Origin of the sequence: Pseudomonas sp. PMCC200344 (assembly GCF_030053095.1) — a bacterium.
GTDB lineage: Bacteria > Pseudomonadota > Gammaproteobacteria > Pseudomonadales > Pseudomonadaceae > Aquipseudomonas > Aquipseudomonas svalbardensis.
Window position 1 is genome coordinate 1,365,917 of record NZ_CP125618.1, and the last position, 21,878, is coordinate 1,387,794.

A 21,878-nucleotide genomic window follows, 5' to 3' on the forward strand; every position below is an offset into this window, starting at 1 on the left:
TCATGGCTAATCTGCGTATTGCGCTGGTAGCGGGTGAGGCTTCCGGCGACATTCTTGGCGCGGGTCTCATGCGCGCACTTAAGGCTCAGCACCCGGCAGTCGAGTTCATCGGTGTCGGCGGTCCGCTGATGCAGGCCGAAGGCCTGACTTCGTATTTCCCGATGGAACGTCTTTCGGTCATGGGCCTGGTGGAAGTGCTGGGCCGATTGCGCGAGTTGCTGGCACGTCGCAAGAAGCTGGTTGCCGACCTGATCGCCGAAAAGCCGGACGTGTTCATCGGTATCGATGCTCCGGATTTCAACCTCAATATCGAACTCAAGCTGCGTCAGGCCGGGATCAAGACCGTGCATTACGTTAGTCCGTCGGTTTGGGCGTGGCGGCAGAAACGGGTGCTGAAGATTCGCGAAGGCTGCGATCTGATGCTGACGTTGTTCCCGTTCGAAGCGAAATTCTATGAAGAGAAGGGCGTGCCGGTGCGGTTTGTCGGGCACTCACTGGCCGATGCGATCCCGCTTGAAGCCGATCGCGCCGCCGCGCGGGCTGAACTCGGCTTGCCCGACGGGCCGCTGGTTGCTCTGATGCCGGGCAGTCGTGGTGGCGAAGTTGGCCGGCTAGGTGCGTTGTTCCTCGATACGGCCCAGCGTCTGCGAGCCCTGCGCCCTGGTGTGCGGTTCGTCATGCCTTGCGCCGGCCCCGAGCGCCGCAAGCAGCTTGAAGAGCTGCTGGCGGGCCGAGATCTGCCGCTGACATTGCTCGATGGCAAATCCCATCTGGCTCTGGCGGCCTGCGACGCGGTACTGATTGCCTCCGGAACGGCGACCCTGGAAGCGTTGTTGTACAAACGGCCGATGGTGGTCGCATACCGCTTGGCACCGCTGACGTTCTGGATTCTCAAGCGCATGGTGAAAAGTCCCTACATCTCCTTGCCGAACCTGCTGGCCCAGCGCCTGTTGGTGCCCGAGTTGTTGCAGGACGATGCGACGGTTGAAGCCTTGGCCCAAACGCTGTCGCCACTGATCGAAGGCGGTGAAGAGCAGACCCGCGGCTTCGATGAAATTCACCGTACCTTACGTCTGGACGCCTCCAATCAGGCGGCGAACGCGGTACTGAACCTGATCGGCAAAACACAATGAGCAAAGCAAGCATTCAGATGGGCCTGGACTTCACCCTGGTCGCCGAAGTTGAAGATCTGGTCGCCGGCGTTGACGAAGTCGGTCGCGGCCCGCTTTGTGGTGCAGTGGTGACAGCCGCAGTGATCCTCGATCCAAACCGTCCGATTTTGGGCCTGAATGATTCGAAGAAACTCACCGAAGCACGCCGCGAAAAGCTCTACGATGAGATCTGCGAAAAAGCCCTGAGCTGGTGCATCGCTCGCGCCGAAGTTGAAGAAATCGACGAGCTGAACATCCTGCACGCCACCATGCTGGCCATGCAGCGCGCGGTCGAAGGTCTGCACATCACGCCGAAACTGGCGATGATTGATGGCAATCGTTGCCCGAAGCTATCGATGCGTGCCGAAGCGGTGGTGCAGGGCGACGGTAAGGTACCGGCCATCGCCGCAGCGTCGATTCTGGCCAAGGTCAGCCGCGACCGCGAGATGGCAGCGTTCGAATTGATTTACCCGGGGTACGGCATCGGTGGCCACAAAGGCTACCCGACGCCCGTTCATCTGGAGGCGCTGGCCCGCTTGGGGCCAACGCCGATTCACCGCCGCTCGTTCGCCCCGGTACGCCTGGCTTACGAGGCACGGGAAAGCCTGATCGAGAGTTAGTCGCAAGGCTGATGTTTTTGCCAAGGCCCGGTACAATCCGGCGATTTAAAGCGTCACGAGCGCAGGTAAGACAAGGCGAACGGCAGCGAGAAAGCGGAGTTGACGTCAGTCAATGAGCATTTCGAGTTGCCGTTCAACGCTGGATTACCAAGCGTAGTAGCTTTAAATGCCGGATTTCCGGGCCTTGTTGTCTTCACGTTTCTAGACAGGATCACTATGCCGGCTTCATTCGTTCATCTACGCCTGCACACTGAGTATTCCCTGGTCGACGGTCTGGTGCGGATCAAACCGCTGGTCAAGACCCTGGTCGGCATGAACATGCCTGCCGTAGCGGTCACCGACCAGAACAACATGTGTTCCCTGGTCAAGTTCTATAAAGCCGCCATGGGCGCCGGGATCAAACCGATCTGTGGCGCCGACCTGTGGCTGTCGAACAAGGATCCGGATAACGCACTGAGCCGGATCAGCCTGCTGGCGATGAACGCCGTGGGTTATCGCAACCTCACAGAACTGATCTCCCGCGGCTTCATCGACGGCCAGCGCAATGGCTCGGTCATCATCGAGCGTGAGTGGGTGGCCGAAGCCAGCGAAGGCTTGATCATGCTGTCGGCGGCGAAAGAAGGCGAGATCGGCCTGGCGATGCTCGGCGGCAATCCGGCCGAAGCGGAAAACCTGGCGCGCGAATGGATGGCCGTGTTCCCGGATCGCTTCTACCTGGAAATCCAGCGCACCAACCGCCCCAACGACGAAGAACAGTTGCACGGTGCCGTGGCCCTCGCTGAAAAAATCGGTGCGCCGCTGGTCGCGACCAACGACGTGCGTTTCATCAAGCAGGAAGACTTCGCCGCCCACGAAACCCGCGTTTGCATCGGTGAGGGCCGTGCCCTCGACGATCCGCGGCGTTCGAAGAATTACAGCGATCAGCAATACCTCAAAAGCGCCGAGGAAATGGCTGAGTTGTTCAGCGACATTCCCGAAGCGCTGGAAAACACCGTCGAGATTGCCAAGCGCTGCAACATCGAAGTGAAGCTGGGCACTCACTTCCTGCCCAACTTCCCGATCCCCGATGGCATGACCATCGACGAGTATTTCCGCAAGGTTTCCTTCGATGGCCTGGAAGATCGCCTGAGCGTTCTGCTGCCCAAGGACACCACCGAAGACTACGAAACCAAGCGTCAGGTCTACGTCGACCGGTTGAATTTCGAGCTGGATATCATCATCCAGATGGGTTTCCCCGGTTACTTCCTGATCGTTATGGACTTTATCCAGTGGGCCAAGAGCAACGGTGTGCCAGTAGGCCCTGGCCGTGGATCGGGTGCCGGATCGCTGGTGGCCTACGTGCAGAAGATCACCGACCTCGATCCACTGGAATATGACCTGCTGTTCGAACGTTTCCTTAACCCGGAACGGGTATCCATGCCCGACTTCGACGTCGACTTCTGCATGGACGGTCGTGACCGCGTGATCGATTACGTGGCCGAAAAATACGGCCGCAACGCGGTAAGCCAGATCATCACCTTCGGTTCCATGGCGGCAAAGGCTGTGGTCCGTGACGTGGCGCGGGTACAGGGCAAGTCTTACGGCCTGGCGGATCGTCTGTCGAAGATGATCCCGTTCGAAGTCGGCATGACCCTGGAAAAGGCCTACGAACAGGAAGAGATCCTGCGTGACTTTATCAAGGTTGATGAAGAGGCTGCGGAAATCTGGGAAATGGCCCGCAAGCTTGAAGGCGTTGTGCGTAACGTCGGTAAGCACGCCGGTGGTGTTGTTATTGCCCCGACCAAGCTGACTGACTTCTCGCCAATTTATTGCGATGAGGCCGGTGATGGTCTGGTCACCCAGTTCGACAAGGATGACGTTGAGGCGGCGGGTCTGGTGAAGTTCGACTTCCTCGGTCTGCGGACCCTGACGGTCATCGACTGGGCGCTGAAAACCATCAACCGTGATCGCGCCAAGGTGGATGAGCCGCCGCTGGATATCGCGTTCATCCCGCTGGATGACAAGCCGACTTACCAGCTGCTGCAAAAAGCCGAAACCACTGCAGTGTTCCAGCTTGAGTCGCGCGGCATGAAAGAGCTGATCAAAAAGCTCAAGCCTGACTGCCTGGAAGACTTGATCGCACTGGTGGCCCTGTTCCGTCCGGGCCCGTTGCAATCGGGCATGGTGGACGACTTTATCAACCGTAAGCACGGTCGCGCCGAACTCGCGTACCCGCACTCGGACTACCAGTACGAAGGCCTCAAACCGGTTCTGGCACCGACTTACGGCATCATCCTGTATCAGGAACAGGTGATGCAGATTGCCCAGGTCATGGCCGGTTACACCCTTGGCGGCGCGGACATGCTGCGTCGAGCCATGGGTAAGAAAAAACCCGAAGAAATGGCCAAGCAGCGCGGCGGTTTCATTGAAGGTTGCACCGCTAACAATATCGACGCGGACCTGGCCGGTAACATTTTTGACCTGGTAGAGAAATTCGCCGGTTACGGCTTCAACAAATCCCACTCCGCCGCTTATGGCCTGGTGTCATACCAGACCGCCTGGCTGAAAACGCACTACCCGGCGCCATTCATGGCCGCGGTACTGTCGGCGGATATGCACAACACCGACAAGGTCGTGACCTTGATCGAAGAAATTCGCACCATGAAGCTGCGTCTCGACGCGCCGGATGTGAATACTTCGGAGTTCAAGTTCACGGTGAATGACGAAGGCCGGATTATTTACGGCCTCGGCGCGATCAAAGGTGTGGGCGAAGGTCCGGTGGAAGCCATCACCGAGGCGCGTCAGGAAGGTCCGTTCAAGGATCTGTTCGATTTCTGCGCCCGTGTCGATCTCAAACGTATCAACAAGCGCACCCTGGACGGTTTGATCCGCAGCGGTGCGCTGGATCGTCTGGGGCCTTACTTCCATGACGAGCAGAAAGCCTATCAGGCCAATATCGACCGCAACCGAGCGGTCTTGCTGAACGCGATGGAAGGGGCGATCAAGGCGGCCGAACAAACCGCGCGTACCCACGACAGCGGTCATGTCGACCTGTTTGGCGGTCTGTTCGTCGAAGAAGACGCTGATGTCTACGCCAATCACCGCAAGGCCAAGGAACTGACCCTCAAGGAACGCCTGAAAGGGGAGAAAGACACCCTGGGCCTGTACCTGACCGGTCACCCGATCGACGAATACGAAGGTGAGATCCGCCGTTTCGCCCGTCAGCGCATCATCGACCTGAAACCGGCCCGTGATACCCAGACCGTTGCGGGCATGATCATCGCCCTGCGAGTCATGAAGAACAAAAAGGGCGACAAGATGGGTTTCATTACCCTCGACGACCGCTCCGGGCGGATCGAAGCGTCGCTGTTCGCCGAAGCATTCCATTCGGCGCAGTCGCTGTTGCAGACCGACGCGATGGTGGTGGTCGAAGGCGAAGTCAGCAACGACGATTTCTCCGGTGGCTTGCGGCTGCGGGTCAAGCGGGTGATGAGCATGGAAGATGCGCGCACCAACCTGGCCGAAAGCCTGCGCTTGAAGCTGCAGACCCAGGATTTGAAAGGCGATCAGCTACGCTGGCTCGGTGAGTTGTTCAAGCGTCACCGTGGCGCGTGCCCGATCACCATGGAATACACCAGTCCCGATGCGAAGGCCTTGCTGCAGTTCGGCGAGACCTGGCGGATCGACCCGGCGGATGCCTTGATTCAAGCCCTGCGTGACCAGTTCGGGCGAGACAACGTCTTCCTCCAATACCGTTGACGGTCAGGTGCCGCTCTTCCAAAAGGGAGCAGCTCTGATCTCGACCCAATTTTTAATCTCGACCTGAACGCGCCTCTCCCTTAAGGTAGGGTGCGAATAGACAACCGGCCGGCCCAAGCTCTCTTGGATGTCGACCCAAGACGGACGCCTATGAACCCGAATTTTCTAGATTTCGAACAGCCGATCGCCGACCTGCAAGCCAAGATCGAAGAGTTGCGCTTGGTCGGTAATGACAATTCGCTGAATATCGGCGATGAGATCTCCCGCCTGCAGGACAAAAGCAGCACGCTGACCGAAGACATCTTCGGCAAGCTGACCAGCTGGCAGATCGCGCGTCTGGCGCGTCACCCGAAACGTCCGTATACCCTGGACTACATCGAACACATCTTCACCGAGTTCGACGAACTGCACGGCGACCGTCACTTCTCCGACGACGCTGCGATCGTCGGCGGCATTGCCCGTCTGGACGACCAGCCGGTGATGATCATCGGTCACCAGAAAGGCCGTGAAGTGCGCGAGAAAGTTCGCCGCAACTTCGGCATGCCGCGTCCGGAAGGCTACCGCAAGGCGTGCCGCCTGATGGAAATGGCCGAACGTTTCAAAATGCCGATCCTGACCTTCATCGACACCCCGGGTGCTTACCCTGGTATCGACGCTGAAGAGCGCAACCAGAGCGAAGCGATTGCCTGGAACCTGCGCGTCATGGCGCGCCTGAAGACCCCAATCATCGCCACCGTGATCGGTGAAGGTGGTTCCGGTGGTGCTCTGGCGATCGGCGTTTGCGATCAACTGAACATGTTGCAGTACTCGACTTACGCGGTGATTTCGCCGGAAGGTTGCGCTTCGATTCTGTGGAAGACCGCCGAAAAAGCACCGGACGCCGCTGAAGCCATGGGCATCACTGCCGAGCGCCTCAAAGGCTTGGGTATTGTGGATAAAGTAATCAGCGAGCCTTTGGGCGGCGCGCACCGTAATCCGGCTGCCGCGGCTGCATCGATCCGTGCCGAGCTGAGCTCGCAGCTGGCGATGTTGAAGAAGTTCGATAACGAAGCGCTGTTGGCTCGCCGTTACGAGCGTCTCATGAGCTACGGTCTCTGATCTGACGTTGCTTCGGTAAACGACGCAAAACCATTGTGGGAGCGAGCCTGCTCGCGAAAGCGGTATAACAGTCAACAAATGTGTTGAATGTTAAGCAGCCTTCGCGAGCAGGCTCGCTCCCACATTGGGTCTATGTGAAGCGACAGACGTCTATGAATCCTTCGAAGATTGATCTTCCTGCCAGGCTCTTGCTGAATCTCAAGTCTTGGCGCAACGTCGCAACCTGGCGCATCGCCTTCTCCGGTGGTCTCGACTCCACCGTTCTGCTGCACCTTCTCGTACACCTCGCAAAAACCGAATCCCTTCCGGCGCTAAGCGCCATCCATGTTCATCACGGCCTTCAGGCTGTGGCTGATGCGTGGCCGGACCATTGTCAGTCGGTCTGTGATGCGCTGGGTGTGCCGCTGCAGGTTGTTCGTGTGCAGGTTCAACCCGGCGCCAGCCTTGAGCGTGCCGCCCGGGATGCGCGATATGCCTCGTTCATCGAGGCGACTCAGGCCAATGAAGTGTTGATGACCGCCCAGCACCGTGACGATCAGGCGGAAACGTTGTTGTTTCGGCTGTTGCGTGGGGCAGGGGTGAGGGGATTGTCGGGGATGCCACGCCAGCGCCCACTCGGTAAAGGGCGGCTGCTGCGGCCATTGCTCGATGTCACTCGGGCTGAGCTTGAGGCCTATGCGGCGGCGCATCGGCTGAGCTGGATCGAAGACCCATCGAACCAGGATCGGCAATTCTCGCGTAATTACCTGCGCCATCAGGTGTTCCCGGTATTGACCGAGCGCTGGCCGCAAGCGGTAACGACTATGGCCCGCAGCGCTGCGCACCTGAGCGAAGCGCAGGGATTGCTCGACGAGCTTGCGCAAATCGACCTGGCTGGCGCCAGCACTGCCAATGATTTTGATTGGCTGGGATTGCCGACCCTGGAACTGGGGGCATTGGAAACGCTGTCCGCTGCTCGTCAGCGTAATGCGTTAAGTCATTGGCTCGAACCGCTGACGCGACTGCCGGACAGTGACCATTGGTCGGGTTGGGAGAATTTACGTGATGCCACCGGCGATGCCTGTCCGATCTGGCGGCTGGCAGATGGCGAACTGCATCGGGCGGGTGGGCGCATCTGGTGGTTGTCCGGTAGCTGGTTGCGCCCGCCGCCCGCCGTCGGAAACTGGCCCGACCCCTCGCTATCGCTGGTGTTGCCGGACAACGGCGTGCTCACACTCACCGGCCAAATCCCCGATGGCCTGCTGCATATCCGCTATCGTGAGGGAGGTGAGGTAATGAATTTGCCCGGTCGCGGCCATCGCGATCTGAAGCGTTTGCTCAATGAACGTGGTGTGCCGGCGTTCGCCCGTGGCAGATTGCCGCTGCTGTACCGCGGCGAGCAATTGCTGGCGGTGGCCAACCTGCGGGGCTTGGACGGCAGTGCAAAGGACCGTTGGAATTTACATTGGCAGCCGCCGCACGAAGATCTAGGTTTGAGCTGAAAGGGGCTTTCCGGTAGACTACGCTCCCTTCTTGATACAACTTCTGTGGATTCGCCTGAATTGCAGGAGTTGCCGATTACCAAGCAGTCTTTGCTGGGCGATTCCAAAAAATGTGTAGCGAGCAACGTACCGGTGTTTCATCTTCCGGTCTGTCCCAACGCGGCGGTTTTTTTGAAAGGTGCACTGTGATTAATGCAGGTGATCGGGGGCTTCGGCCTTCCTTCGCTTTCCCCGGCGGCTCGGACCGCTTTAACGCAGACTTCTAGGGTTTTTCATGACGCGCTACATATTCGTCACGGGCGGTGTTGTTTCTTCATTGGGGAAAGGCATCGCATCGGCTTCATTGGCGGCCATCCTGGAGGCGCGGGGACTTAAGGTCACCATGCTGAAGCTGGACCCGTACATCAACGTTGACCCGGGCACCATGAGCCCGTTCCAGCACGGTGAAGTGTTCGTCACCCACGACGGCGCCGAGACCGACCTGGACCTGGGCCACTACGAGCGGTTCATCCGCACGACCATGACCCAGAACAACAACTTCACCACCGGCCGTGTCTACGAACACGTCCTGCGCAAAGAGCGCCGTGGTGATTACCTGGGCGCAACCATTCAGGTGATCCCGCACATCACCGACGAAATCAAGCGCCGTATCATCAAGGGCGCCGGCGATGCTGACGTGGCTATGGTCGAGATTGGTGGCACCGTGGGTGACATCGAGTCCCAGCCGTTCCTCGAAGCGATCCGTCAATTGCGTTTCGAAGTCGGCGCCAAGCGCGCGATGCTGATGCACCTGACACTGGTGCCGTACATCGCCACTGCCGGCGAAACCAAAACCAAGCCTACTCAGCACTCGGTCAAGGAACTGCGTTCCATCGGCCTGCAGCCTGACGTGCTGGTTTGCCGTTCCGATCACCCGATCGACATCTCCTCGCGTCGCAAGATCGCTCAGTTCACCAACGTTGAAGAACGTGCGGTGATTGCGCTGGAAGACGCCGACACCATCTACAAGATCCCGGGCATTCTGCACGCCCAGGGCCTGGATGATTTCGTTGTCGAGCGTTTCGGCCTGCAATGTGGCGGCGCCGATCTGTCCGAGTGGGAAGCCGTGGTCGACGCCAAGCTCAACCCTGAGCATGAAGTCACCATCGCCATGGTCGGCAAGTACATGGAACTGCTGGACGCCTACAAGTCGCTGATCGAAGCGATGAGTCACGCCGGCATCAGCAACCGCACCAAGGTCAACCTGCGCTACATCGACTCCGAAGACATCGAAAACCAGGGCACTGCGCTGCTGGAAGGTGTCGACGCGATTCTGGTACCTGGCGGCTTCGGTCTGCGTGGCGTGGAAGGCAAGATCACTGCCGTTCAATACGCTCGCGAAAACAAGGTTCCGTACCTGGGCATCTGCCTGGGCATGCAAGTGGCCGTGATCGAGTTCGCTCGTAACGTGCTGGGCTGGAAAGACGCCAACTCCACCGAGTTCGATCGTGCCAGCGGTCATCCGGTCGTGGGTCTGATCACCGAGTGGGAAGATGCCACCGGCGCCGTCGAAACCCGTACCGAAACGTCCGATCTGGGCGGCACCATGCGCCTTGGCGCTCAGGATTGCCTGCTGGAACCGGGTTCCCTGGTGCACGATTGCTACGCCAAGGACGTGATCGTCGAGCGTCACCGTCACCGCTACGAAGTGAACAACAACCTGCTGCCGCAAATCATGGAAGCCGGTCTGAAAATTACCGGTCGTTCCGGTGATGGCGCCCTGGTAGAAGTGGTTGAAGCCCCGGATCACCCATGGTTCGTCGCTTGCCAGTTCCACCCTGAGTTCACCTCGACACCACGCGACGGTCACCCGTTGTTCAGCGGTTTCGTTAAAGCAGCTTTGGTTCAACACCAGAAGAAGGCGTAAATCCGATGGCCCAGAAGATCATCCGCGTAGGCGATATCGAGATTGCCAACGACAAGCCAATGGTGCTTTTCGGTGGCATGAACGTGCTGGAAAGCCGCGACATGGCGATGCAGGTCTGCGAAGAATACGTAAAGGTCACCGAGAAACTCGGTATCCCTTACGTGTTCAAGGCCAGCTTCGACAAGGCCAACCGTTCCTCCGTGACCTCTTACCGTGGCCCCGGCCTGGAAGAGGGCATGCGGATTTTCCAGGACATCAAGCAAGCGTTCGGCGTGCCGATCATCACCGACGTCCACGAGCCTGATCAGGCCGCGGTCGTCGCTGAAGTCTGCGATATTATCCAGTTGCCGGCCTTCTTGTCGCGCCAGACCGACCTGGTGGTCGCGATGGCCAAGACCGGTGCGGTGATCAACATCAAGAAAGCCCAGTTTCTCGCACCTCAGGAAATGAAACACATCCTGAGCAAATGCGTGGAAGCGGGTAACGATCAGTTGATCCTCTGCGAACGCGGATCGAGCTTCGGCTACAACAACCTGGTCGTCGACATGCTCGGCTTCGGCATCATGAAGCAGTTCGAATACCCGGTGTTCTTCGATGTGACCCACGCGCTGCAAATGCCCGGCGGTCGCTCCGATTCCGCTGGTGGTCGACGCGCCCAGGTCACCGACCTGGCAAAAGCGGGTATGAGCCAGTCATTGGCCGGCCTGTTCCTTGAGGCCCACCCGGACCCGGACAACGCCAAATGCGACGGCCCTTGCGCCTTGCGTCTGGACAAACTGGAGCCATTCCTGGCCCAGCTCAAAGCTTTGGACGAACTGGTGAAGAGTTTTCCGACGGTAGAAACCGCGTAATCCTCATTTCTCCGGTAAAGTACCGCACGAATTAATGCTCAGGCCCTCGGGTCTGGGCCTTATCGTCCGCAAGTCTGCCCGCTGCACATTACTTGCCGGCGATACAAGATTTCCTTCAGCTGCGTCGTTTTCGTCAACTTTGGAGTGTTTACAACAATGGCAAAAATCGTCGACATCAAAGGTCGTGAAGTTCTCGACTCCCGTGGCAACCCCACCGTGGAAGCGGACGTGCTTCTCGATAACGGCATCATCGGCAGTGCTTGCGCGCCGTCCGGTGCTTCCACTGGCTCGCGTGAAGCGCTCGAGCTGCGTGATGGCGACAAGAGCCGTTACCTGGGCAAGGGCGTACTCAAAGCCGTCGCCAACATCAACGGTCCGATCCGCGACCTGTTGAAAGGTGCAGACCCAAGCGACCAGAAAGCGCTGGATCACGCGATGATCAAGCTCGACGGTACTGAAAACAAAGGGTCCCTGGGCGCCAACGCGATCCTCGCCGTTTCCCTGGCAGCCGCCAAGGCAGCCGCACAGGACCAGGACCTGCCGCTGTACGCGCACATCGCCAACCTGAACGGCACCCCGGGTGTTTACTCGATGCCGGTTCCGATGATGAACATCATCAACGGTGGCGAGCACGCCGATAACAACGTCGACATCCAGGAATTCATGGTTCAGCCAGTCGGCGCCAAGTCTTTCTCGGAAGGCCTGCGCATGGGCACCGAGATTTTCCATCACCTCAAAGCTGTTCTGAAGGCCCGTGGCCTGAGCACTGCTGTGGGCGACGAAGGTGGCTTCGCACCGAACCTGGCCTCCAACGAAGACGCTTTGAAAGTGATCTCCGAAGCCGTGGCCAACGCCGGTTACAAGCTGGGCACCGACGTGACCCTGGCGCTGGACTGCGCGGCCAGCGAATTCTACGAAGACGGTAAATACAACCTGTCCGGCGAAGGCCAGGTGTTCACCGCTGAAGGTTTCGCTGACTACCTGAAAGGCCTGACCGAGCGTTACCCGATCATCTCGATCGAAGACGGTCTGGACGAGTCCGACTGGGCTGGCTGGAAGATCCTTACCGACAAGATCGGCGAGAAGACTCAGCTGGTAGGCGACGACCTGTTCGTGACCAACACCAAGATCCTGAAAGAAGGCATCGATAAAAAGATCGCCAACTCGATCCTGATCAAGTTCAACCAGATCGGCACCCTGACCGAAACCCTGGAAGCCATCCAGATGGCCAAGGCTGCTGGTTACACCGCCGTGATCTCGCACCGCTCCGGCGAAACCGAAGATTCGACCATTGCCGACCTGGCTGTGGGCACCGCGGCTGGCCAGATCAAGACCGGCTCCCTGTGCCGTTCCGACCGTGTTTCCAAGTACAACCAACTGCTGCGTATCGAAGAGCAGTTGAATGGCAAAGCCAAGTACAACGGTCGCAGCGAATTCCGCGGTTAATCGTTAATTGGTAAAAAGACACCGGATTGTGTCGGAAAAATCGCTACAGCGATGGATTTGCCACTAATCTGATGCCTTATAAGCACAAGCCTGGGTCTTCCAGGCTTCGTGCTATCAGAAGCTTCAAAGTTTTGGCATGGCTGTCTTTTTTCACTGGATACCTGATATTCGATGCGCAGTCCCAATTGGTTGTTCCTCGTTTTGCTCCTGCTGCTGGCTGGCCTGCAATACCGCCTGTGGGTGGGTAATGGCAGTCTGGCGCAAGTGGCCGAACTGACTCAGCAGATCGCAGATCAACACGCTGAGAACGAGGGGCTGCTTGAGCGCAATCGGGTGATGGACGCTGAAGTCAGTGAATTGAAAAAGGGCATGGAGACCGTTGAAGAGCGGGCTCGTCATGAGTTGGGCATGGTCAAGGACGGTGAAACCCTTTACCAGTTGGCTCAATGAATCCCTCGTTACCGGCCTTCTGGGCTGTAATTCCTGCCGCGGGCGTCGGTGCCCGTATGGCCGCGGACCGTCCCAAGCAATACTTGCAACTGGGCGGGCGCACTATTCTCGAACACAGCCTCGGCTGTTTCCTTGATCATCCTTCCCTGAAAGGGTTGGTGGTCAGTCTTGCTATTGATGATCCTTACTGGCCGAACCTGGCGTGTGCTAGTGATCCGCGAATTCAGCGGGTTGAAGGCGGCTCCGAGCGCTCCGGGTCGGTGCTCAATGCGTTACTGCATTTGCATGCGCAAGGCGCTGACGATGAGGAATGGGTGCTGGTTCACGATGCTGCGCGGCCGAATCTGAGCCGTGATGATCTGGACAAGTTGCTGGGTGAACTCGCAGATGATCCTGTTGGAGGACTGCTGGCGGTTCCGGCACGCGATACCCTCAAACGGGTCGACAAGCACGGTCGCGTGGTCGATACCGTGGATCGCAGCGTGATCTGGCAAGCCTATACGCCGCAGATGTTTCGCCTTGGCGCGTTGCATCGGGCGTTGGCCGACAGTCTGGTGGCCGATGCAGTGATTACTGACGAAGCCTCGGCGATGGAGTGGGCAGGCCTGGCGCCGCGCCTGATCGAAGGCCGGTCCGACAACCTCAAAGTAACTCGCCCCGAAGACCTTGAGTGGTTGCGCCAGCGCTGGGCCAACCGCCGCTGATCCACCTTTGGATCTGTGGTGCCCCGATCGCGAGCAAGCTCGCTCCCACAGGGCTCTATGGCGTTTACAAGATTTGTGTTCGACCCCGGTCATTGTGGGAGCGAGCTTGCTCGCGATAGCGGCCGAGCAAGCAACGCATAAGTTAACTTCGATACTCCGGCCTTTCGGCCAGCCCTTCCTTCAAGTAATCCACCAATTTGCGCACCTTGGGTGACAGATGCCGTTGCTGTGGATAAAGCGCCCACACGGCAGTGTTTGGTGGTTGATGCGCCTCCAGCAATGAAATCAATTCGCCGCTTTTCAGATGCTCCAGCACGTAATAGTCCGGCAGCTGACACAAACCCACGCCCTGTAACGCGGCATCCAGCACCGCTTGCCCACTGTTGCAGCGCCAGTTTCCCTGCACTCGTTGGGAAAACTCCCGCCCGTTCTGTTCCAGTTGCCACATGTCCGAGCTGCCGATGAGGCAGTTGTGGCGGCTCAGTTCCGACAAGCTGTGTGGGCGACCATACCGTTCCAGGTAGGACGGCGACGCACACAGGTACATGCGACGCGGTGCCAGGCGTGTTGCGACCAGTCGCGAATCCTGCAGGCGACCGAGACGGATCGCCAAATCCAGCCCTTCATGCACGAGGTCGAGTTGACGATTGCTCAGTTCGATGTCGATCCGCAGTTGCGGATAGAGCCCCATGAAACGGGTCACCAGCGGGACGATGAAGCGTTCGCCATACGCCACAGCGCAGGTCATACGCAGCATGCCTTTGGGTTCACTGGTAAGGTCACCGACCGCCCGCAGTGCTTCTTCGCGGCCATCCTGTAAACGCTGACAATGCTGCAGAAATGTTTGCCCGGCTTCCGTCAGCGTGACCCGGCGGGTGCTGCGATATAGCAGTCGCGTCTGAAGGCGCTCTTCAAGGCGTACTATTTGTCGACTGATGTGGGAGGACGAAACCCCGAGGCGCTCCGCGGCAGCCGTGAATTGGCTGCACTCGGCCACGGCGACAAATTCGTCGATACCTTCCCAGCGGTTTTCGGACATCAAGGATTATCCCTGTATGGCAATAATGTTTTGCTTTTGTCCGGATTATTCACCGTCAGGCGGTGTATTACACTCCCTGTCTCGTTTTTATTCACTGGAGAATCCACATGATCAAGTCGCGCGCTGCCGTTGCCTTCGAGGCCAAGAAACCCCTCGAGATCGTTGAAGTCGATGTCGCCATGCCCAAGGCCGGTGAAGTCCTGCTGCGTGTGGTTGCCTCCGGTGTCTGCCATACCGATGCCTACACGCTGTCGGGCGCGGACCCGGAAGGTATCTTCCCGTCGATCCTCGGTCACGAAGGTGGCGCGGTGGTTGAGGCGATCGGTGAAGGCGTGACCTCCGTTGCAGTTGGCGATCATGTGATCCCGCTGTACACCCCGGAATGCCGCCAGTGCAAATTCTGTCTGTCGGGCAAAACCAACCTGTGTCAGGCGATTCGTGCGACTCAGGGTAAAGGCCTGATGCCGGATGGCACTTCGCGCTTTTCCTACAAAGGCCAACCAATTTTCCACTACATGGGGACGTCGACGTTCTCCGAGTACACCGTGCTGCCGGAAATCTCCGTCGCCAAAATTCCAAAAGAAGCGCCACTGGAAAAAGTCTGCCTGCTGGGCTGCGGTGTCACCACCGGCATCGGTGCAGTTCTTAATACCGCCAAGGTAAATCCAGGTGATACCGTCGCCATTTTCGGCCTCGGCGGCATCGGTCTGTCGGCGGTGATCGGCGCCGTCAAAGCCAAGGCTGCGCGGATCATCGCCATCGACATCAACCCGGCCAAATTCGAGATCGCCAAGCAGTTGGGCGCAACCGATTGTGTGAACCCGAAAGATTTTGATCGTCCCATCCAGGAAGTCATCGTTGACATGACCGACGGCGGCGTCGACTTTTCCTTCGAATGCATCGGCAACGTGCAATTGATGCGTGCCGCACTTGAATGCTGCCACAAGGGTTGGGGCGAGTCGGTAATCATCGGCGTCGCCGGTGCTGGCCAGGAAATCGCCACGCGTCCATTCCAGTTGGTGACCGGTCGCGTCTGGCGCGGTTCGGCGTTCGGCGGCGTGCGTGGCCGTACCGAGTTGCCAAGCTATGTCGAGATGGCTGAAACCGGCGAAATCCCGCTGGATACGTTCATCACCCACACCATGGGCCTGGAAGATATCAACAAGGCGTTCGACCTGATGCATGAAGGCAAGAGCATCCGTTCCGTCATCCATTTCTGAGGTCGGTCATGAGCCTGGAAAATATCTCCTGCCAGAAAAGCTTCGGCGGCTGGCACAAACGCTATCGGCACCGCTCCGATGTGCTCGGCTGCGACATGGTGTTTGCCGTGTACCTGCCGCCGCAAGCGGAGCAGGGCGGCAAGTTGCCGGTGCTGTACTGGTTGTCCGGCCTGACCTGCACCGACGAAAACTTCATGCAAAAGGCCGGCGCCATGCGCTTGGCCGCCGAGCTTGGGCTGATCATCGTTGCACCGGACACCAGCCCTCGCGGTCCCGATGTGCCGGGTGATCCGGATGGCGCCTGGGACTTCGGTCTCGGTGCCGGATTTTATCTGAATGCCACGCAGGAACCCTGGTCCCGGCACTATCGGATGCATGACTATGTCGTGCAGGAATTGCCCGCATTGGTCGAAGCCCATTTCCCGGCGTCGGACAAGCGCGGCATCAGTGGTCACTCCATGGGTGGCCACGGTGCGCTGGTCTGTGCGTTGCGTAATCCGGGGCGTTATCAGTCGGTGTCGGCGTTCTCGCCGATCAACAATCCGATGGACTGTCCTTGGGGGCAGAAGGCCTTTTCCCGCTACCTGGGGGAAGATCGTTCGAAATGGCGCGAGTGGGATGCCTGCGTCCTGATTGCCGAAGCGAACGAGAAGTTGCCGTTGTTGGTCGACCAAGGTGATCGCGACGATTTCCTCGCCACCCAGCTCAAGCCTGAAGCCTTGCAACAGGCCGCCAAACTGGCCGGTCATCCGCTGACGTTGCGCCTGCAACCCGGCTACGACCATAGCTATTTCTTCATCGCCAGTTTTATCGACGACCACTTGCAACATCATGGACGCGCCCTAGGCGTCTAATGCAGGTAGAATCACGCCCTGACAAAAATCGGGGCGTTTTTTTATGCGTATTGGCCACGGCTATGATGTGCACCGTTTCGCTGAAGGCGATTTCATTACTCTGGGCGGCGTGCGGATTGCACACGGCTTCGGGCTGCTCGCTCACTCCGACGGTGACGTCCTGCTGCACGCCTTGAGCGATGCCTTGCTCGGCGCCGCTGCGCTGGGTGATATCGGCAAACATTTTCCGGACACCGACCCGACATTCAAGGGCGCCGACAGCCGAGTGCTGTTGCGTCACGTCGTCGCACTGATCCATGCCAAGGGCTGGAAAGTCGGCAACGTCGATAACACCATCGTCGCTCAGGCGCCGAAAATGGCCCCGCATATCGAATCGATGCGCGCGCTGATTGCCGCGGATCTTCAAGTTGAGTTGGATCAAGTGAACGTGAAAGCTACCACCACCGAAAAGCTCGGCTTTGTCGGTCGCGAAGAAGGCATTGCCGTGCACTCCGTTGCCTTGTTGCTGCGCGCATGAACGAACTGCAATTGCTCGGCCCGCGGGCCTATGGCCAAGCCCTCGGCACCGCGGTACTGAAAGCCACGGCGGAAGATTTTCAGGTCGATGAAGTCCTCAATATCCCCCTCAGTGGCGACGGCGAACACTTGTGGATCTGGGTGGAAAAGCGCGGTCTGAATACCGAAGAAGCGGCACGGCGAATCGCCAAGGCGGCGGGCGTGCCATTGCGCACTGTCAGTTATGCGGGGCTCAAGGATCGTCAGGCGCTGACTCGCCAGTGGTTCAGCGTGCAGCTGCCGGGCAAGGCCGATCCTGATCTGTCGGCGGCGGAAAACGATACGCTGAAGATCCTCAAGACCGGCCGGCACAAACGCAAGCTTCAACGCGGTGCTCACTCGGCCAATGGCTTCACGTTGCGATTGACGCAATTCGCTGGCGACAAAGCGGCGATCGAGGAGCGTCTGCAACTGATCGCCAAGCAAGGTGTTCCCAATTATTTCGGCGCCCAGCGTTTTGGGTTTGACGGCGGTAACGTGGTCGATGCCCGTGCGTGGGCTGCTCGCAAAGCCTTGCCGGAGCAGCGCAACGTGCGTTCGCGTCTGCTCTCTACGGCGCGCAGTTTTCTGTTTAATCAGGTGTTGGCGGCGCGTGTCGCCGATGGCAGCTGGCAGCGTGCCCAGGTTGGCGATCTGCTGGCCTTCACCGACAGTCGCAGCTTTTTTCCGGCAGGTGTTGCCGAGTGCAGCGACCCGCGTCTGGCAATTCTCGATCTGCACCCGACCGGTCCGCAGTGGGGCGAAGGTGACTCGCCGGCCACTGGCGCTGTCCATGAACTGGAGCAGGCAATCGCCACTCGCGAAGCGGACTTGCGTGATTGGTTGATTAACGCCGGTATGAGCCACGAACGTCGCATCCTGCGGCTGCCCATTGATGGGTTGACGTGGCATTATCCCGAGCCTGACATTCTGCAACTGGAATTCGTCCTCCCGGCCGGATGCTTCGCCACCGTATTGGTGCGCGAGCTCGTTGATCTGGTGCCGGTGGGGCAGACGGACAGCCCATGCGTATTCTGATTTCTAACGACGATGGGGTAACCGCACCCGGTCTCGCCGCGCTTTATGCTGCGCTGGCGGATTACACCGAATGCGTGGTTATCGCCCCGGACCAAGACAAAAGCGGCGCCAGCAGCTCGCTGACGCTCGACCGTCCGTTACACCCGCAAACCCTGGCCAACGGCTTTATCAGCCTCAATGGCACACCGACCGATTGCGTGCACCTGGGCCTCAATGGCTTGCTGGAACGCGAGCCGGACATGGTGGTTTCGGGGATCAACCTGGGCGCCAACCTGGGTGATGACGTGTTGTATTCCGGCACTGTGGCGGCGGCCCTTGAGGGACGTTTCCTGGCGCGTCCTTCGTTTGCCTTTTCGTTGGTCTCACGGCAAGTGGAGAACCTTCCCACAGCAGCGTACTTTGCGCGCAAACTGGTAGAGGCTCACGCGGACCTTGAACTGCCACCGCGTACGGTACTGAACGTGAACATTCCCAATTTGCCGCTGGACCACATCCGCGGTATTCAGCTGACCCGCCTTGGACATCGAGCACGTGCTGCAGCGCCGATGAAAATGGTCGATCCGCGCGGTAAATCCGGTTACTGGATTGCGGCGGCGGGGGATGCCGAAGACGGCGGCCCGGGCACCGATTTTCATGCGGTGATGCAAGGCTATGTTTCAATCACCCCACTGCAACTGGATCGCACCTTTAATGATGCCTTCAGAAGTCTCGATGGCTGGCTGGAGGGGCTCAACTAATGGCTCGTGAACAAGACGATATTCTGCGTCGTGGCATCGGGATGACCTCACAACGGACCCGTGAGCGCCTTATTCAGCGCCTGTATGAAGAGGGAATTTGCAACGCCAAGGTGCTGGAAGTCATTCGCCGTACACCGCGTCACCTGTTCGTCGACGAGGCGCTGGCTCACCGCGCCTACGAAGACACGGCGCTACCGATCGGCAATAACCAGACCATCTCGCAGCCTTATATGGTGGCTCGCATGAGCGAGTTGCTGCTGGAGGCAGGTCCTCTCGACAAGGTGATGGAAATCGGCACCGGCTCGGGCTATCAGACGGCGGTGCTGTCGCAACTGGTCGAGCGGGTATTTTCCGTCGAGCGCATCAAGGTTCTGCAGGACCGGGCCAAGGAACGCCTGGTGGAACTGAACCTGCGCAACGTGGTGTTCCGCTGGGGCGATGGTTGGGAAGGGTGGCCGGCGCTGGCGCCTTACAACGGCATTATCGTGACTGCGGTGGCGACCGATGTACCTCAGGCGCTGCTTGATCAATTGGCGCCGGGAGGGCGGCTGGTGATCCCGGTCGGATCGGGTGAGGTTCAACAATTGATGCTGATCATCCGGGAAGAGCAGGGCTTTTCCAGGCGTGTTCTGGGGGCTGTTCGCTTCGTCCCGTTGCTCAATGGGCCACTTGCCTGAGCATTTGTTTCAGGGCGCTGAATTCTCTTCGATTGCTCCTGTCTTACAGCGGGATCGATCAGTTAAACGGGATCATCGTCAGGCAGCAAACGTGTGCGCGAAGCCATTACGCTTCATTAAAGGTAAAGCCTGCACGGCTCGTTATACTTGCGACATTTCAATGCCGGTACACGGCAATCCACATTTTCAGCCACCACAAAGGGAGCGGCGGGTGAGTCTCACAGTCATTGCGCAGCGAATGGGTAAAACGAGCTTTCAGCGCCTGGTGACTGGCCTTGTCTTGAGCACCTTGCTAGTCGGGTGCTCCAGCAATAAATCGAGCGATGTACGCGTCGTCGATCGCAACAACGCCGTCGCCCAGCGTCCGGCAGTGACCACGGGTCAATACGTCGTCCGACCTAAAGACACCTTGTTCTCCATTGCCTTTCGCTACGGCTGGGACTACAAAGCCCTCGCGGCACGCAACAACATTCCTACGCCTTATACGATCCATCCGGGTCAGACGATTCGCTTTGACGGTCGCACCGGCTCAACGCCGACACCGGTGGTCAGCTCCGCCGATTCAACGCCTTCTTCGTCGCTGAAAACCACGGTTATCCGGCGCCAGGCGAATGGCGCAACCACGAGCACAGCAGTGGTTGCACCGTCCGTCGCCAGCAAGCCGACCCCTGCTCCGATGCCTCCTGCCGGTCCGGCCCCGACCGGCTGGGGATGGCCATCTAATGGCATTCTCATTGGTAAATTCTCTTCAAACGGCAGTTTGAATAAAGGAATTGATATCGCCGGGGATTTGGGACAGCCTGTTTTAGCTGCGTCTGATGGGACGGTGGTATACGCCGGGAGTGGCTTAAGGGGCTACGGCGAATTAGTCATCATCAAACACAGCGATACCTACGTCAGTGCCTACGGACATAACCGCAGGCTGTTAGTTCGGGAGGGGCAGCAGGTCAAGGTCGGACAGACAATTGCCGAAATGGGGTCAACGGGTACAGACCGGGTGAAGCTGCATTTTGAGATTCGCCGACAAGGTAAACCTGTAGATCCGCTGCAATTCCTGCCACGTCGTTGATCGCTTTCCAGCCTGTTCCGTCGCGTAGAGGGAACAGGCTCCAGCGTTGCCAAGGATATAGGCGCCGCTTGAGCCTGAGGTCGAACTCACCAAAGGACTATAACAATGGCTCTCAGTAAAGAAGTGCCGGAGTTTGACATCGACGATGAGGTTCTCCTGATGGAGACCGGCATCGCTACGGATTCGATGTCGAATGATGAAGGGGCTGCTCCACCTTCCGTTCGTGCCAAATCCAAACACTCCGCCTCGTTAAAGCAACACAAGTACATTGACTACACGCGTGCACTCGATGCCACGCAGTTGTACCTCAATGAGATTGGCTTTTCCCCTCTGTTGTCCCCCGAAGAAGAAGTTCATTTTGCGCGCTTGTCGCAAAGTGGAGATCCGGCCGGGCGCAAACGCATGATTGAAAGTAACCTGCGGCTGGTGGTGAAAATCGCCCGGCGTTACGTCAATCGGGGTCTGTCGCTGCTGGACCTGATCGAAGAGGGCAACCTCGGGCTCATCCGGGCGGTAGAGAAGTTCGACCCCGAACGCGGCTTCCGCTTTTCAACCTACGCGACCTGGTGGATTCGTCAGACCATCGAGCGCGCGATCATGAATCAGACCCGGACCATCCGGTTGCCGATTCATGTGGTCAAAGAGCTCAACGTGTACCTGCGGGCTGCACGGGAGCTGACGCAAAAACTCGATCACGAACCCTCACCCGAAGAAATTGCCAACCTGCTGGAAAAACCAGTGGGCGAGGTCAAGCGCATGCTCGGCCTGAACGAGCGGGTTTCTTCGGTCGACGTCTCGCTGGGTCCGGATTCGGATAAAACCCTGCTGGACACCCTTACCGATGACCGCCCAACCGATCCATGTGAACTGTTGCAGGATGACGACCTGTCCCAGAGCATCGATCAATGGCTCTCGGAGCTGACCGACAAGCAACGCGAAGTGGTGATACGCCGCTTCGGCCTGCGCGGTCACGAGAGCAGCACGCTTGAAGATGTAGGCCTGGAGATTGGCCTGACTCGGGAGCGGGTCAGACAGATTCAGGTTGAAGGCCTGAAGCGTCTTCGGGAGATTCTCGAGAAGAATGGCCTGTCGAGCGAGTCGTTGTTTCAATAAGTAATTTGCTGGCTGGCATGTAAGAGGCCCCGACTGGTTCGGGGTTTTTTATTACCTGGGAAACAGGTGGGAGTTCCCGCCGTAAGCCCCTCTGGTTTGTAGTCTCTCGCTGTAAGTGTTTGCTTACTCTTTCGTAAGTGTTCGCTAATTCC

19 protein-coding genes are annotated in these 21,878 nt (G+C 58.6%); 18 read left to right on the top strand and 1 reads right to left on the bottom strand.

The features are described 5' to 3' along the window. Nucleotides 1-2: 2 nt before the first annotated feature. From lpxB to ispD, 10 genes are all read left to right on the top strand, one after another. Entirely contained in the window at nt 3-1,133 is a 1,131-nt protein-coding gene (gene lpxB / locus QFW87_RS06075) for a lipid-A-disaccharide synthase (RefSeq protein WP_283183211.1), read from the top strand. An 11-nt stretch (nt 1,134-1,144) separates the two neighbouring features. Further along, a complete protein-coding gene (gene rnhB / locus QFW87_RS06080; RefSeq protein ID WP_283184524.1) occupies nt 1,145-1,771 on the top strand; it encodes a ribonuclease HII in 627 nt (208 codons plus the stop codon). 216 nt (nt 1,772-1,987) lie between these two features. Continuing rightward, complete coding sequence (gene dnaE, locus QFW87_RS06085; protein WP_283190045.1) at nt 1,988-5,509, top strand: DNA polymerase III subunit alpha; 3,522 nt, start codon at nt 1,988-1,990, stop codon at nt 5,507-5,509. 150 nt (nt 5,510-5,659) lie between these two features. Beyond that, nucleotides 5,660-6,607 carry an acetyl-CoA carboxylase carboxyltransferase subunit alpha gene (locus tag QFW87_RS06090; protein WP_008154040.1) on the top strand — a complete coding sequence of 316 codons (948 nt, stop codon included), beginning with the start codon at nt 5,660-5,662 and terminating at the stop codon, nt 6,605-6,607. A gap of 152 nt (nt 6,608-6,759) precedes the next feature. After that, nucleotides 6,760-8,088, top strand: a complete 1,329-nt coding sequence (gene tilS, locus QFW87_RS06095) for a tRNA lysidine(34) synthetase TilS (RefSeq protein WP_283190046.1) — start codon at nt 6,760-6,762, stop codon at nt 8,086-8,088. Nucleotides 8,089-8,362: 274 nt separating this feature from the next. Continuing rightward, complete coding sequence (locus QFW87_RS06100) at nt 8,363-9,994, top strand: CTP synthase (protein ID WP_283183214.1); 1,632 nt, start codon at nt 8,363-8,365, stop codon at nt 9,992-9,994. A 5-nt stretch (nt 9,995-9,999) separates the two neighbouring features. Next, complete coding sequence (kdsA, locus tag QFW87_RS06105) at nt 10,000-10,845, top strand: 3-deoxy-8-phosphooctulonate synthase (protein WP_046054578.1); 846 nt, start codon at nt 10,000-10,002, stop codon at nt 10,843-10,845. A gap of 156 nt (nt 10,846-11,001) precedes the next feature. Further along, nucleotides 11,002-12,291: a phosphopyruvate hydratase gene (gene eno / locus QFW87_RS06110; protein WP_008154033.1), complete on the top strand. Its 1,290-nt coding sequence runs from the start codon at nt 11,002-11,004 to the stop codon at nt 12,289-12,291. Nucleotides 12,292-12,462: 171 nt separating this feature from the next. Next, nucleotides 12,463-12,741: a cell division protein FtsB gene (gene ftsB, locus QFW87_RS06115; protein ID WP_008028992.1), complete on the top strand. Its 279-nt coding sequence runs from the start codon at nt 12,463-12,465 to the stop codon at nt 12,739-12,741. Then, nucleotides 12,738-13,445, top strand: coding sequence for a 2-C-methyl-D-erythritol 4-phosphate cytidylyltransferase (gene ispD, locus QFW87_RS06120; protein WP_283190047.1), 708 nt, complete (start codon nt 12,738-12,740; stop codon nt 13,443-13,445). The genes ftsB and ispD overlap by 4 nt, the downstream gene beginning before the upstream one ends. Nucleotides 13,446-13,587: 142 nt before the next feature. On the opposite strand, the gene QFW87_RS06125 is transcribed toward ispD, so the two are convergent. Next, entirely contained in the window at nt 13,588-14,484 is an 897-nt protein-coding gene (locus QFW87_RS06125) for a LysR substrate-binding domain-containing protein (RefSeq protein WP_283190048.1), read from the bottom strand. Nucleotides 14,485-14,591: 107 nt separating this feature from the next. Here QFW87_RS06125 and QFW87_RS06130 point away from each other — a divergent pair, with 107 nt between their 5' ends. The 8 genes from QFW87_RS06130 (at nt 14,592) to rpoS (ending at nt 21,726) form a co-directional block, all read left to right on the top strand. Continuing rightward, nucleotides 14,592-15,704 (top strand): S-(hydroxymethyl)glutathione dehydrogenase/class III alcohol dehydrogenase, encoded by a 1,113-nt coding sequence (locus QFW87_RS06130; protein WP_283190049.1) that lies wholly within the window; start codon nt 14,592-14,594, stop codon nt 15,702-15,704. An 8-nt stretch (nt 15,705-15,712) separates the two neighbouring features. Further along, nucleotides 15,713-16,558, top strand: coding sequence for an S-formylglutathione hydrolase (fghA, locus tag QFW87_RS06135; RefSeq protein WP_283183217.1), 846 nt, complete (start codon nt 15,713-15,715; stop codon nt 16,556-16,558). A 43-nt stretch (nt 16,559-16,601) separates the two neighbouring features. After that, nucleotides 16,602-17,075, top strand: coding sequence for a 2-C-methyl-D-erythritol 2,4-cyclodiphosphate synthase (gene ispF / locus QFW87_RS06140; RefSeq protein WP_010462780.1), 474 nt, complete (start codon nt 16,602-16,604; stop codon nt 17,073-17,075). Next, nucleotides 17,072-18,130 (top strand): tRNA pseudouridine(13) synthase TruD, encoded by a 1,059-nt coding sequence (truD, locus tag QFW87_RS06145; RefSeq protein ID WP_283190050.1) that lies wholly within the window; start codon nt 17,072-17,074, stop codon nt 18,128-18,130. Before ispF ends, truD begins: the two co-directional genes overlap by 4 nt. Then, nucleotides 18,118-18,867: a 5'/3'-nucleotidase SurE gene (surE, locus tag QFW87_RS06150; protein ID WP_283183219.1), complete on the top strand. Its 750-nt coding sequence runs from the start codon at nt 18,118-18,120 to the stop codon at nt 18,865-18,867. Before truD ends, surE begins: the two co-directional genes overlap by 13 nt. 41 nt (nt 18,868-18,908) lie before the next feature. Beyond that, nucleotides 18,909-19,544, top strand: a complete 636-nt coding sequence (locus QFW87_RS06155; protein ID WP_177327881.1) for a protein-L-isoaspartate(D-aspartate) O-methyltransferase — start codon at nt 18,909-18,911, stop codon at nt 19,542-19,544. Between the two features lie 211 nt (nt 19,545-19,755). Beyond that, complete coding sequence (locus tag QFW87_RS06160; RefSeq protein WP_283183220.1) at nt 19,756-20,613, top strand: peptidoglycan DD-metalloendopeptidase family protein; 858 nt, start codon at nt 19,756-19,758, stop codon at nt 20,611-20,613. A 105-nt stretch (nt 20,614-20,718) separates the two neighbouring features. Next, complete coding sequence (gene rpoS / locus QFW87_RS06165) at nt 20,719-21,726, top strand: RNA polymerase sigma factor RpoS (protein WP_054047143.1); 1,008 nt, start codon at nt 20,719-20,721, stop codon at nt 21,724-21,726. Nucleotides 21,727-21,878 lie beyond the last annotated feature (152 nt).

Excerpts from the sequence above, each read along its gene's own strand:
- lpxB (WP_283183211.1), top strand. The coding sequence starts at position 3 with ATGGCTAATCTGCGTATTGCGCTGGTAGCGGGTGAGGCTTCCGGCGAC.
- dnaE (WP_283190045.1), top strand. The coding sequence starts at position 1,988 with ATGCCGGCTTCATTCGTTCATCTACGCCTGCACACTGAGTATTCCCTG.
- QFW87_RS06090 (WP_008154040.1), top strand. The coding sequence starts at position 5,660 with ATGAACCCGAATTTTCTAGATTTCGAACAGCCGATCGCCGACCTGCAA.
- tilS (WP_283190046.1), top strand. The coding sequence starts at position 6,760 with ATGAATCCTTCGAAGATTGATCTTCCTGCCAGGCTCTTGCTGAATCTC.
- QFW87_RS06100 (WP_283183214.1), top strand. The coding sequence starts at position 8,363 with ATGACGCGCTACATATTCGTCACGGGCGGTGTTGTTTCTTCATTGGGG.
- kdsA (WP_046054578.1), top strand. The coding sequence starts at position 10,000 with ATGGCCCAGAAGATCATCCGCGTAGGCGATATCGAGATTGCCAACGAC.
- eno (WP_008154033.1), top strand. The coding sequence starts at position 11,002 with ATGGCAAAAATCGTCGACATCAAAGGTCGTGAAGTTCTCGACTCCCGT.
- ftsB (WP_008028992.1), top strand. The coding sequence starts at position 12,463 with ATGCGCAGTCCCAATTGGTTGTTCCTCGTTTTGCTCCTGCTGCTGGCT.
- ispD (WP_283190047.1), top strand. The coding sequence starts at position 12,738 with ATGAATCCCTCGTTACCGGCCTTCTGGGCTGTAATTCCTGCCGCGGGC.
- QFW87_RS06125 (WP_283190048.1), bottom strand. The coding sequence starts at position 14,484 with ATGTCCGAAAACCGCTGGGAAGGTATCGACGAATTTGTCGCCGTGGCC.
- QFW87_RS06130 (WP_283190049.1), top strand. The coding sequence starts at position 14,592 with ATGATCAAGTCGCGCGCTGCCGTTGCCTTCGAGGCCAAGAAACCCCTC.
- fghA (WP_283183217.1), top strand. The coding sequence starts at position 15,713 with ATGAGCCTGGAAAATATCTCCTGCCAGAAAAGCTTCGGCGGCTGGCAC.
- ispF (WP_010462780.1), top strand. The coding sequence starts at position 16,602 with ATGCGTATTGGCCACGGCTATGATGTGCACCGTTTCGCTGAAGGCGAT.
- truD (WP_283190050.1), top strand. The coding sequence starts at position 17,072 with ATGAACGAACTGCAATTGCTCGGCCCGCGGGCCTATGGCCAAGCCCTC.
- surE (WP_283183219.1), top strand. The coding sequence starts at position 18,118 with ATGCGTATTCTGATTTCTAACGACGATGGGGTAACCGCACCCGGTCTC.
- QFW87_RS06155 (WP_177327881.1), top strand. The coding sequence starts at position 18,909 with ATGACCTCACAACGGACCCGTGAGCGCCTTATTCAGCGCCTGTATGAA.
- rpoS (WP_054047143.1), top strand. The coding sequence starts at position 20,719 with ATGGCTCTCAGTAAAGAAGTGCCGGAGTTTGACATCGACGATGAGGTT.